The sequence below is a fragment of the Paraburkholderia lebeckiae genome (genome assembly GCF_050436325.1).
GTDB lineage: Bacteria > Pseudomonadota > Gammaproteobacteria > Burkholderiales > Burkholderiaceae > Paraburkholderia > Paraburkholderia tuberum.
Genome location: NZ_JBNDLZ010000003.1, coordinates 1,398,399 through 1,411,005, shown reverse-complemented (window position 1 = coordinate 1,411,005; position 12,607 = coordinate 1,398,399). Strand labels below are relative to the sequence as shown.

Below are 12,607 nucleotides of genomic sequence, written 5' to 3'. Positions count from 1 at the left end.
GCCATGATCGCAACCATCGCCTATCTGCTGGCCGTCGTGCTGTGTGCCTCGCGCGGCGTGCTCGAGTATCTGATCGGCAAGGACGCCGCCTATCTGATCCAGGTCGGCGGCATCGTCGGGCTGCTCGTGTGGTACATCTCGCCGACGGCGATTGCCGCTTACTTCCGCGACGAAGGACGCCTGTCGTTCGGCTTCCTCGTGGGCATGCTGTTCTCGACCGGGCTGTCGATCGTCGCGACGCTCGCGCTCACCGGTGAGCTCGGGCCGTCCTATCTGTTCGTCTTCATCTTCACGCTGTTCATCTATTTCTACACGATCTCGAACTATCAGAAGCGCTTCGTGCGGCCGCGCGTCGCCTATGCGGGGCTCGTGCTGATCGCGCTGATCGAGGCGGCCGTCGCGCTCGCGCAGCAGCAGAACGTTTTCCCGATCGATCTGCCCGGCGCGACGTACGGCTTCGACAATCTGCGCGCGCCGTCGCTGACCGGCAGCTATCTGCACTACCCGCTGTTCGTCGCGATTGCCGCGTCGCTGTGCGGCGTCGACTATCTGGTGCGCAAGAACGTGCTGTCCGGCCTCGCGTGCGCGGTGCTCAGCTTCGCGATTTTCTCGGCGCTGTCGCGTAGCGGCATGCTGATCATTCTCGGCACGTTCGGGCTCGCGTTCGTGCAGGCGCCGATCCAGTTCATCACGAGAAACGCGAAACTGATCGTTGCCACCGTGTTCGCGACGATGGCAATCATGATCTTCGGCGTCGCCGTGAGCAGTCAGAACGATAGTGTCGTCAACGTCGGCACCGAACGGCTCGTAGGCGCGACCGATCTGCAATCGGACGGCAACGACGGCCGCGCCGAAGCATGGGAGAAGGCCAAGTCGCTCGTATTGCCGGTCAACGTGATCGCCGGCACGTACTTTGGGCTCGTCACGAACTCGGCACCCGAGCCGGTGAAACAGGAGTTCGGCGTCGTCGAATCGAGCGTGCTGCAGCAGATTCTGAATATCGGCCTGATGGGCGCGATCTTCTATTACGGCGTGCTGATATCGGTGACGAAACTCGCGAGCAGCGCGAGCCGGATTTCGTTGTGCGTGTGGGCCGCTTTATTTCAAACGCTCTTCTATCAATCGATCGAAGTGATTCCGTTTCTCTTCATCCTGATGACATTGCCAGTATTCGATTACGTGGGCGGACCGCGTCCAAACAGCACGTAGCGAACGGGAAGGCAGTGCGCTCCAGATCGTCTGCGTCGCGCGGACGAGCAGTGAGTAGTCGGTAGTGCGCGCGAAGAGCGCGAAGCAAGGTGCAAGAACCAGAAAGCCGTGTTTGGGGGTAATTCCACGAACACCTGATGTAAAGCAGGAGGTGGGGATGAACCTGAAGGGAATGTTTAGCGTTGTGATCGTCAATTACAACACGCCAAAACTGGTCGGAAATTGCGTTCGCTCCGTGCTCGAACTTTCGATTGCGGATAAGGAGGACATCGTCGTGGTGGACAACGCTTCACCCGACAATTCGTTTTCCTATCTGAGGGAGACGCTTCCGACGGGAGTGAGGCTCGTCAAAACGTCGATCAATCGCGGCTTCGGAGCCGGCGTCAACTTCGGCATGGTCGGCTGTTTGCGCGAGCTCGTGCTCGTGCTGAACCCGGACACCTATTTCGTCGATACATCGCTCGAAAACGCGGTGCAGTTGTTCAGAACGGAGAAGGATGTCGGCCTCGTCGGTCTCGATCTGGTCTATCCGGATGGCGAGCGGCAGTTTTCCGCGCGGCGGTTTTATTCAGTGCTCGACATACTCGGCCGGCGTTCGCCGCTCGGGCGGCTCGGCGCGTTCAAGCGCCGCATCGACAACCACATGATGCGCGAAGCGTGGGCCGCGGGCACGCCGTTCGAGGCCGACTGGGTGCTGGGCACGGGCTTTATCGTGCGGCGCGCGTTATTCGGCGAACTCGGCGGCATGGACGAGCACTTCTTTCTCTATATGGAGGACGTCGATTTTTGCGCGCGCATCTGGCAGGCGGGCTACCGCGTGCTGTGCGTGCCGGGCGCGCGACTCACGCACGAGCATCAGCGTGCGTCGGCAGCGGGCTTCCTGAGCAAGGCGGGGCGCCGGCATATGAACAGCTTGTGGCGTTTCAGCCGCAAGTATCGTGTGCCGCTGTTCAGACCGCCAGGCGTGCAGGGGCTGATTCGCGGCGCGAAGGCGCGTGCGGTGCCGGTCCCCATGACCGTGAGCGCGCGTCCGGTGGCCGCCGAGCAGGCGCAAAGCATCACGGTGGAGTGACGCCAGTCGATCTCTCGACGTGAAAAAAGAACGGAGTAACGCAATGGGGGAAGACTAGATGAAAACCCGGCGACAGGCGCTCAAGACGTTCCTGCTCGGCGGCCTGGCCGGGGCCAGTGCAAGCACCGCCGATTTGGGCGTCGCGCGCGCGACGGGGCACGCGCCGCGCGAGCGCGACGCGATCGCGAGTATGGGTAACGGCGCGGGCGACGGTGCCGGCGGCATCCTGCGCGTCGCCGCGTCCGTGCCCGAGCGTGCCGCATCGGAACCGGTTGCGCCGAGCTATCTGAAGACGCTCAGCGACATAGTCGCGGGACTCGAGGTCAGCGTCGCGCGCTTCGTCGATCCGCACCGGCTGGCGGCGATCCAGCGTGGCGCGTCCGGTTACGACTGCGGCGCTGAACTCAGGGAAGCGTTCGCGAGCGGTGCGCGCGGGCTGTATCTACCGCGCGGCATCTGGCGTTACACCGGCGACCTGGCCACCGCGAACGGCTCGAGACTGCGCGGCGACGGCGGCGGCGAATACGTGGTGATCACCGACATCGCGATGGGGGCGACGGTGCTGGAGAGACAGGACGCGGGCGGCCCGAGGTCGGCGGCGCTGACGCTCGGCGACTCGGCGTTCGTCGAGCATGTGCAGGTGCGGCCCGCGCATTACGACAAGGTCATCTACTACCTCGCCAACTATCCGGCGCACACCGGCAACACGGCGATCGGCATCCACTTCGGTACGTCGGCCGGGGCTAGTCGTTGCACGGCGATCGGTTTTTCGCGCGCGGGCTACGAACTCGGCGTCACCTCGACGCTCGAGCGCTGCTATGCGTACATGTGCGAGCGCGGCTTCTACGCGACCGAGCACACCGATGGCTCGCTGATCAATTGCGTCGGCATGTTCTGCCATACGGCCGGCGCCGATATCGTCGACAACTTCTGGCAGGTGATCGGCGGACGCTGGGAATGGAACGCGCGACACGGCGTGATTCTCGGCGCGGAGTCGCTGATCGTCGGCGCGGTGTTCGATCGCAATGGCTGTGCCGGCGTCTATATGAAGAGCGGCAACTGGGGCAAAGTGGTGAACGGCAATTACTTCTCGCGCAACGGTTGCGGCGGCGACGGCAAGATCGGCCGCTGGAAATTCTCGACGCGCGGCCATCCGTCGTACCTCGATGTGCCGCCAGGTCAGAGTTGCCACATCCAGATCGATTACCAGCAGGCGGCGACGATCGTCGGCAACCGCTACCGTCCCGGCCAGGACGACGAGAACGCCGGCTGCGACGGCCCGCAGTTCGTCTACGGCAGTTCGACCGCGCCGGGCAGCACACCGCTCGACGGCATCACGATTCAGGGCAATTTCGGCGATCGCGCGGGTGACACGATCGTCGGTTACGCCAAGGCGTATCCGGGCGGCGGCGCGATCGCGGGCGGCAAGGACGCGAGCCTCGTGCATGCGTTGAATCTCGGCGTCGGCTACGAACGCGGCGGCGTCGCGGCGGCGCTGCATTGCGGAAACCAGACCGTGTCGCAGGAGACGACGCGCATCTCGATCAACGTGCTGCGCTCGACCTCGGGCCGGGTGGTGTTGCGCGCGGCCACACGCGGCCATGCTCTACTCGCCGAAATCCTGTTCGCAACCGACGCAACCGACGCCAACTACAAGACCGTGGTAAGCAATCTGATCGGCAATGCGGTGAAGGGCGCGGTGTTGAACGCAAATGGCGAAGACGATCGCTACAACAAGATCGATATCGCACTAAGTGAACCTGCTTTCGTGTCGTATTCTGTTTTTTCGACCTGAGTTTTAACCGCCTACTGCAGACAGGACGATTGTGTCGACGAGAAACGTCATCATCGCGCTGTATTCGGTGTACGCCCTGAACTACGTGCTGCCGCTCGTTACGTTGCCGTATCTGTCGCACGTACTTGGGCCGGCCGGGTTGGGCGTGATCGGTTACGCGCAATCGATTTCGCAGATTCTTCTCGTCATCGTCGACTTCGGCTTCGGACTGTCGAGCGCGCGCAAGGTGGCGGTGCACATCGATAACCCGGAGGTCGTGAACCGCATCTACTGGTCGACCACGATCGGCCGCACGATTCTCGCGTTGCTGTGCTCGCTGGTGCTGGTCGGCTGGGCCTTCGCCGCGCACATGTCGCCGCAGGAGCGCGGTGCGACGCTGCTGGGCTCGCTCGTGATCTGGGGCGGCGTGCTGACGCCCGGCTGCTTCTACGAAGGCACGCAGCGCCTGCCGGTGCTCGCGGGCACGCTGCTCGCGACGCGCGTGGGTCTGCTGATTCCGTTGTTCCTGTTCGTGAGGACTCGCGACGACGTGATGCTCGCGGCCGCTCTGCAATATGCGCCGACCTTCGTGTGCGGCGTGATCCTGATGGGCGCGCTGATCTGGAAGCGCGAGATCCTGCTGACCGTGCGGGTCAGTTGGGCCGACGTGATGGCCGAGGCGAAAGAGGCGTATCACATCTTTCTCGGTTCGGCGCTGACGTCCGTGTACATGTACGCGAACGTGATCATGCTGCGCATGATCAGCGGCCCGGGCGCGGTCGGCTATTACGTGGCGGCCGAGCGACTCACCAACGCGCTACGCGCGTGCACGGCGCCGGCCATCCAGGCGTTCTTTCCGAAGATCTGCGTCGCTTACGAGCGCAACGACATCGCCTATATCCACAAGGTCAACCGCGGTTTCATGCTCGCGTTCGCGGCGTCGGCGGTGCTGATTCTGGTCGGCTTTACGGTGCTCGGCGAATGGTTCGTCGGACGTTTTCTCGGCGAGGCATTCGGCGAGACTTTCCGCATTTTGCGCATTCTCGTGTTCGTGCCGGCGATCGTCGGCATGACGACGACCCAGGTGATGCTGACGATCATCGCGTCGGGCAATCAGTCGTTGCTGAAGCGGATCTATATCTACGGCGCGCTGTTCCATCTGGTGCAGGCACCGATCAGCATCTACTTCTGGGGCGGTGTCGGCACCGCGTGCTCGGTGGCCGCCACCGAACTGTTCATGCTGATCGGCGTGTACAACGTGTCGAGCCGAATCAATCACGGCCAGATCGCGGTGCGCGCGCAGACGACGATCAAGCAGGAGATGGCGGCGGAGAGGGAATAGCCGCGCTGATGGACAGCGGGATCGAATGGCCGCGGCGCGCGTCGTGAAGACTTTGCGCGTCGCGGCCTTGTTGCGTCAGCGCCGCGCGTTCGTTGCGCGCGTTCACTGCGAGGCTTACTGCGCGGTCGACAGACCGCGTTCACTGCGAGGCTTACTGCGCGGTCGACAGACTGGTTACTTTCGCGTTGCGTAGATACAACACCGTCGACAGCACGACCGCCGCGGCAGCCGCGATCGCGGCAAACAGGAACACCGAGCCGTAACCGAACTCGCCGGCGATATACCCCGCCAGCGGCCCGGTAATGCCGAGCGACAGATCGAGAAACACCGAGTACGCGGACAGCGCCGCGCCGCGGCTCGCCGGCGGCACGAGCCCGACCGCCTCGACGCCGAGCGCCGGAAACACCAGCGCGAAGCCAAAGCCCGTCAGCGCGGCGCCCGCGAGCGCGATATGCGGCTCGGGCGCGAGCCACAGCATCAACAGACCCGCGCATTCGAACGAGAACGACACGATTGCGACACGAAAGCCGCCGTAGGTCTTGATCGTGTTCGCGAACAGCAGGCGCGCGCCGATGAACAGCGTGCCGAACAGCGTCAGCGACAGCGCCGCATTCGGCCAGTGCTTCGCCGCATAGAACAGCGTGATGAAGGTCGCGATCGAACCGAAGCCGGCCGAGCCGAGCGCGAGACCCATACCGTGCGGCAACACGCGCGTCAACACGCTGCGATACGACATCCGCTCGCCGTGCACGACCGGCACCGGCGCGATCAGACGCGCGAGGTAATAGCCGAGCCCCGCGAGCGCGATCACCAGAATGCCGAGCGCGCTAAAGCCGATCGAGCGCGAGATCATCACGCCGAGCGGTGCGCCGATCGCGAGTGCCCCGTAGGTCGCGATGCCGTTCCACGAAATCACCCGGGCGTTGTTGGACGTGCCGACCCGGCCGATTCCCCACAGGATCGCGCCGGTGCCGCACAGACTTTCGCCGAAACCGAGCACGAGCCGGCTGCACACGAGCAGTGCGAGGCTCAGCCCCGGCCAGTGAACGGTCAGCGCGGCGAGCAACAGCAGCACGCCGCTCGCGCCGCAGCCGAGCAGACCGATCGACACCGTGCGCTTCGGCCCGAGCGTATCGGCCGAGCGACCCGCGAGCGGCCGCGACGCGAGCGTCGCGAGGTACTGCACGCTGATCGCCGCGCCGGCCAGTACCGCGCTGTAGCCAAGGTCGGCGTGCACATAACCGGGTAGCACCGCGAGCGGAATACCGATCGCGAGGTAGCAAAGAAAGGTGAAAAAGACGACCGGAATGATCTGCAGGGTCGTCGCAAATTCGCTGCGGGCGGACGCGGAGTCGGTGGACATCGGGAAAACCAGACTTGAATTCGGCGGGAAGGCATGATTCTCCCATGGAACCGATTCCTTTGCAGAGTTTGCTCAAAAAATGGGATGAATCAATGGCGGGTCATATCGCGCGAACAATATGTCCCCCATGCGATTCAGGCTATGGGTTAGGTTTATTGATGGTGATAGCTTTCAAACCATCGACGCGGCGCGTCCGCGCGCACCCAGAACAGACGAGAGCACCGAAACATGACCGAGCCGATTCGTTTCTATCACCGCAACGCGATCCGCGAAATCGAGGACGCGCCCGTCACCCGCACGGTGCTGCAGTATCTGCGCGAGGACGCGCATTGCACCGGCACCAAGGAGGGCTGCGCCGAAGGCGACTGCGGCGCCTGCACCGTCGTGATCGGCGAGCGCAATCCGGCGGGCGGCGTCGAGTTCAAGGCGGTCAACGCCTGCATCCAGTTCGTGCCGACCCTCGACGGCCGCGCGCTCTTCACGGTCGAAGACCTGCGCCAGCCGGACGGCTCGCTGCATCCGGTGCAGCAGGCGATGGTGGACTGCCACGGCTCGCAGTGCGGTTTCTGCACGCCGGGCTTCATCATGTCGATGTGGGCGCTCTACGAGAAGAACGGTCACGAGCATGGCTGCGCGAACCGCACGGTGCCGTCGCGCGAGGCGATCGGCAATGCGCTGACCGGCAACCTGTGCCGCTGCACCGGCTACCGGCCGATCGTCGATGCGGCCGAGCGCATGTTCGACTCGCCCGCGCCGCGAGCGCCAGTCGACGTAAAGGCGCTCGCCGACACGCTCGCGACGCTCGAACGCCGCGACACGTTTCAGTACGAGCACGCGGGCCAGCGCTTCGCCGCGCCGCGCACGGTCGCGGCGCTCGCGCGGATCAAACAGCAGGAACCGGCCGCGCGCCTGCTCGCGGGCAGCACCGACATCGGCCTGTGGGTCACCAAGCAGATGCGCGAGCTCGGCGACCTGGTCTACGTCGGACAGGTCGCCGAGCTGCAAAACCTCGAAACCAATGACGACTGGATCGAGATCGGCGCCGGCGTCAGCGTCGAAAAAGCGTATGCCGAGATCGCGAAGCAGTACCCGGAGCTGACCGAAATGTGGCAGCGCTTCGCGTCGCTGCCGATCCGCAACGCCGGCACGCTCGGCGGCAACATCGCGAACGGCTCGCCGATCGGCGATTCGATGCCGGGGCTGATCGCGCTCGGCGCGCGCGTGATCGTGCGTGGCGGCGACATCGAGCGCGAGATGCCGCTCGAAGACCTGTACCTCGCGTATCAGAAGAAGGACATGGCCGAACATGAGTTCGTCGTCGGCCTGAAGGTGCCCGCGCGCGGTGATGCGCGCGCGAACCTGCGCTTTCGTACCTACAAGCTGTCGAAGCGCTTCGATTCGGATATCTCGGCCGTCTGCGCGGCGTTCTCGTTCATCGCCGACGGCGACGCGATCCGCGAGCCGCGCATCGCGTTCGGCGGCATGGCCGCGACGCCGATGCGCGCGCTCCAGGCCGAAGCCGTGCTGCGCGACGCCGAATGGCACGAGGCGACCGCGCAGGCCGCGATGCTCGCGCTGGGCACCGACTACGCGCCGCTCACCGATATGCGCGCGACCAGCGACTACCGCCTCGAAGCGGCGAAGAACACGCTGTACCGCTTCTGGCTCGAAACGCGCGCGCAGCAGCCGCTGCCGAAGAGCGCGCTCGACGTGCGCGCGGTCGCGCCGGCCGGCGCGAGCGCCTGAGCGCCGCGCGTTCAAGGATACGGAGAACACAACCATGAACCAGCAAGCCGAACCGTTCCTGAAAGAGCTTCAGGAACTCGACGACTTCACCCAGGTGCACGTGTCGCGCCCGCACGAGTCCGCGCATCTGCACGTAAGCGGCCGCGCGACCTACACCGACGACATCCCCGAGCTGGCCGGCACGCTGCACGCGGCGCTGGGGCTGTCGTCGAAGGCGCACGCGAAGATCGTCTCGATCGCGCTCGACAAGGTGCGCGCGACGCCCGGCGTCGTCGCGGTCTTCACCGCCGACGACATCCCCGGCGTCAACGACGTCGGCCCGATCGTTCATGGCGACGATCCGATCCTCGCTGACGGCGTCGCGCAATACGTCGGCCAACCGATGTTCATCGTGGTCGCGAAATCGCACGAGGCGGCGCGTCTCGGCGCACGGCGCGCCGAGGTGGCCTACGAGGAACTGCCGGCGGTGCTGACTGCGCAGCAGGCGCGCGCCGCGAACCAGTTCGTGCTGCCGCCGATGAAGCTCGCGCGCGGCGACGCCGGCACGAAAATCGCGCGCGCCGCGCATCGCGACGCCGGTGAGATGCTGCTCGGCGGCCAGGAGCAGTTCTATCTGGAAGGGCAGATCTCGTACGCGGTGCCGAAAGACGACGACGGCATGCACGTCTACTGCTCGACCCAGCATCCGACCGAAATGCAGCACCTCGTCGCGCAGACGTTGGGCGTTGCATCGCATAACGTATTGATCGAATGTCGGCGCATGGGCGGCGGTTTCGGCGGCAAGGAATCGCAGTCGGCGCTGTTCGCCTGCTGCGCCGCGCTCGCCGCGTGGAAGCTGCTGTGCCCGGTCAAGCTGCGCCCGGATCGCGACGACGACATGATGGTGACCGGCAAGCGCCACGATTTCCACTACACCTACGAAGTCGGCTACGACGAAGAGGGCGTGATCGAAGGCGTCGCGGTCGACATGACCTCGCGCTGCGGCTTTTCCGCCGACCTGTCGGGTCCGGTGATGACGCGCGCGCTGTGCCACTTCGACAACGCGTACTGGCTGTCGGACGTCTCGATCGACGGCTTCTGCGGCAAGACCAACACGCAGTCGAACACGGCGTTTCGCGGCTTCGGCGGCCCGCAGGGCGCGTTCGCGATCGAGTACATTCTCGACAACGTCGCGCGCTCGTGCGGCATCGATGCGCTCGACGTGCGCCGCCGCAATCTCTACGGCAAGACCGAATGCAACCAGACGCCGTACGGCCAGGTGGTCGAAGACAACGTGATTCACGAGCTGATCGACGAGATCGAAGCGACCAGCGACTATCGCGCGCGCCGCAAGGAGATCGACGCATTCAACGCGAACAACGAGATTCTGAAGAAAGGCCTGGCACTCACGCCGGTCAAGTTCGGCATCGCGTTCAACGTCACGCACTTCAACCAGGCCGGCGCGCTCGTGCATATCTACACCGACGGCTCGGTGCTCGTGAACCACGGTGGCACCGAAATGGGCCAGGGGCTGAACACGAAGGTCGCGCAGGTCGTCGCGCATGAACTCGGCGTCGGTTTCAACCGGATTCGGGTGACCGCGACCGATACCAGCAAGGTCGCCAATACGTCTGCGACGGCCGCGTCGACCGGGTCCGACCTGAACGGCAAAGCCGCGCAGGACGCCGCGCGCCAGTTGCGCGAGCGGCTCGCCGCGTTCGCGGCCGAGCGCCTCGGCGCGGGCAGCGTGAATCCGCGAGACGTGCGCTTCGCGCATGATCGCGTGATGGTCGGCGAGGTCGCCGTGCGGTTCGAGGAAGTGGTCGCGAAGGCTTATCTCGCGCGCATCCAGTTGTGGTCCGACGGCTTCTACGCGACACCGAAGCTCTACTGGGATCAGTCGAAGCTGCAAGGACGGCCGTTCTACTACTACTCGTATGGCGCGGCGGTATCGGAAGTCGTGATCGACACGCTGACCGGCGAGATGCGCGTGCTGCGCGCCGATGCGCTGCACGACGTCGGCGCCTCGCTGAATCCGGCGCTCGACGTCGGCCAGGTGGAAGGCGCGTTCATTCAGGGCATGGGCTGGCTCACCACCGAGGAGCTGTGGTGGGACGCCGGCGGCAAGCTGATGACGCACGCGCCCTCGACGTACAAGATCCCGACCGTCAACGACGTGCCGCCGGTTTTTAATGTCAGGCTGTTCAGGAACCGCAACGCGGAAGACAGCATCCATCGTTCGAAGGCGACCGGCGAGCCGCCGCTGCTGCTGCCGTTCTCGGTGTTCTTCGCGGTGCGCGACGCGGTGTCGGCGGTCGGCGGCCATCAGGTCAATCCGCCGCTCAATGCGCCCGCGACCAGCGAGGAAATCCTGAAGGCGGTCGGAGCGGTGCGGGCCGCGACGGCGGCCGCGCGGCAGGCGTGATGGCGAATGGCAAAGGAGTTGGGAGCGCAATATGGAAGCACGCCTGAATTATTGTCCGGGCGGGACCGGACCCGAGCTTGCACCGCGGCCGGCACCGATGCATATCGTGTTGTTCGGCGCGGGACACGTCGGCCATGCGCTCGTGCATCTGCTTGGCAGCCTGCCGTGCGTGGTCCAGTGGGTCGACGAACGCGACGAGCTGTTCCCCGACGAAACGCCGCCCAATGTGCAGGTCGAAGCGACCGACACGCCCGAGGCGATCGTCGACGCGGCGCCGCCCGGCGCGTGGTTTCTGGTGATGACGCACAACCATGCGCTCGATTTTTCGCTCGCCTCGCGCATCATGCGACGGCGTGATTTCAGCTACTTCGGCATGATCGGCTCGAACACGAAGCGCGTGAAGTTCGAGCGGCGACTGCTCGAACGAGGCGTGGAGTTGGAGCGGCTCGCGGAGATGACCTGCCCGATCGGCGTCGAAGGGATCGTCGACAAGGCGCCCGCCGCGATCGCGATTGCGGTGTGCGCGCAACTGCTGCGACTGAGGACACGGCAGGCCGCGACGGTTGATTCTTTGGGGCAGGCCGCGAGCCACGTCCGCGCAACGGCGCAGATCACGGTTTAGGCCATACGACGGCGCAACGGGGGCTTGCGCGCGACCAGCTCACCCGACACCTCGGACATCAACGTCCTCAGCCAGCCGATATCGCTCGGCCGATCCGGCTGCGGATGCCACAACTGATAGCAGCGGATGCGCGGAAACGCGATCGGCACGTCGACCACCGCGAGCGGCAACATGCTCGCGTAGTGCATCGCGAAGCGCCGCGTCGTCGTGAAGATCAGATCGGATTGCAGAAGCGTCTGCGCGACGAGCCCGAAGTAGGGCAGCGTCGCGACGATGCGCCGGCTCGCCTTCGCCCGCGCGAAGCCGGTATCGATCGCGCCGCCGCGCACGCCGCTGTAGGGCGTCGGCGCGAGATGCGGCGCGGCCAGATAGGCTTCGCGGGTGAGCGGCTCGTGTGTCAGCGGATGGTCCGCGCGCATCATGCATACGACGGTATCGGCGAACAGGTCGCTGCGCTCGAAGCGCGGATCGGGCTTCGGCCAGTTGCCGATCACCAGATCGAGTTCGCCGGCGTCGAGCGCGGCCGAATGATCGAGCAGCGGCCCCAGCGATTCGATTTCGAGGCGCGCATGCGGCGCCGCTTCGCGAAAACGCGCGATCACGGTCGGCATGAAGAAGTCGTTCAGATAGTCGGGCGCGGCGACGCGAAAAGTGCGGCGCGAGCGGCCCGGGTCGAAATCGCCATGCGGCGTCGCGACGAAATCGACATCGCGCAACACGCGCTGCGCGGCCGCGAGCAGCGACTCGCCGTATTCGGTCGGCACCATGCCCGACTTGCCGCGCACCAGAATCGGATCGCCGAGCGTTTCGCGCAGCTTGCGCAGCGCGGTGCTGATCGCGGGCTGGGTCTGGTTCAGCCGCAACGCGCTCTGCGTGACGCTGCGCTCGACGAGCAGCGTGCGCAGCACGCGCACGAGCCAGATATCGAGTGAGGCGGCGGTGTCGTCCATGATCGAAGCGTGGTGGCGCGGGCGCTGCCGACGAGCTCGCCGCGCGGCGCGCGCGTGGGGTGCGAAAGCTTAACCTTAGGCCCGTTTGCGCTTCGGCGGCATAGCGGGCACGGTATGGCCGGCAT

Annotated in this window: 9 protein-coding genes; 7 read left to right on the top strand and 2 right to left on the bottom strand. The window is 65.3% G+C overall.

The features are described 5' to 3' along the window. The first annotated feature begins 3 nt into the window (after positions 1-3). The 4 genes from OKW44_RS24360 (at position 4) to OKW44_RS24345 (ending at position 5,397) form a co-directional block, all read left to right on the top strand. Complete coding sequence (locus OKW44_RS24360; RefSeq protein WP_018419539.1) at positions 4-1,209, top strand: hypothetical protein; 1,206 nt, start codon at positions 4-6, stop codon at positions 1,207-1,209. 157 nt (positions 1,210-1,366) lie between these two features. Then, entirely contained in the window at positions 1,367-2,281 is a 915-nt protein-coding gene (locus tag OKW44_RS24355; RefSeq protein WP_018419540.1) for a glycosyltransferase family 2 protein, read from the top strand. A 58-nt stretch (positions 2,282-2,339) separates the two neighbouring features. Further along, the gene (locus OKW44_RS24350) at positions 2,340-4,076 is read left to right on the top strand and encodes a hypothetical protein (RefSeq protein WP_018419541.1); all 1,737 of its coding nucleotides are present in this window, start codon (positions 2,340-2,342) and stop codon (positions 4,074-4,076) included. Between the two features lie 31 nt (positions 4,077-4,107). After that, the gene (locus OKW44_RS24345; protein WP_018419542.1) at positions 4,108-5,397 is read left to right on the top strand and encodes an oligosaccharide flippase family protein; all 1,290 of its coding nucleotides are present in this window, start codon (positions 4,108-4,110) and stop codon (positions 5,395-5,397) included. A 151-nt stretch (positions 5,398-5,548) separates the two neighbouring features. Here OKW44_RS24345 and OKW44_RS24340 read toward each other — a convergent pair whose 3' ends face one another. Continuing rightward, positions 5,549-6,760, bottom strand: coding sequence for an MFS transporter (locus tag OKW44_RS24340; RefSeq protein WP_018419543.1), 1,212 nt, complete (start codon positions 6,758-6,760; stop codon positions 5,549-5,551). A gap of 228 nt (positions 6,761-6,988) precedes the next feature. On the opposite strand from OKW44_RS24340, the gene xdhA reads away from it, so the two are divergent. Genes xdhA through xdhC form a run of 3 tightly spaced genes read left to right on the top strand, consistent with a single transcriptional unit; the run spans position 6,989 to position 11,532 of the window. Next, on the top strand, positions 6,989-8,506 hold the full coding sequence (gene xdhA / locus OKW44_RS24335; RefSeq protein WP_018419544.1) for a xanthine dehydrogenase small subunit: 1,518 nt from the start codon (positions 6,989-6,991) through the stop codon (positions 8,504-8,506). Between the two features lie 34 nt (positions 8,507-8,540). Further along, positions 8,541-10,910: a xanthine dehydrogenase molybdopterin binding subunit gene (gene xdhB, locus OKW44_RS24330; protein WP_018419545.1), complete on the top strand. Its 2,370-nt coding sequence runs from the start codon at positions 8,541-8,543 to the stop codon at positions 10,908-10,910. Between the two features lie 31 nt (positions 10,911-10,941). Next, on the top strand, positions 10,942-11,532 hold the full coding sequence (gene xdhC, locus OKW44_RS24325; protein ID WP_018419546.1) for a xanthine dehydrogenase accessory protein XdhC: 591 nt from the start codon (positions 10,942-10,944) through the stop codon (positions 11,530-11,532). Here the strand turns inward: xdhC and OKW44_RS24320 are convergent. After that, positions 11,529-12,482 (bottom strand): LysR family transcriptional regulator, encoded by a 954-nt coding sequence (locus OKW44_RS24320; protein WP_018419547.1) that lies wholly within the window; start codon positions 12,480-12,482, stop codon positions 11,529-11,531. The two genes, xdhC and OKW44_RS24320, sit on opposite strands and share 4 nt — an antisense overlap. Positions 12,483-12,607: the final 125 nt, after the last annotated feature.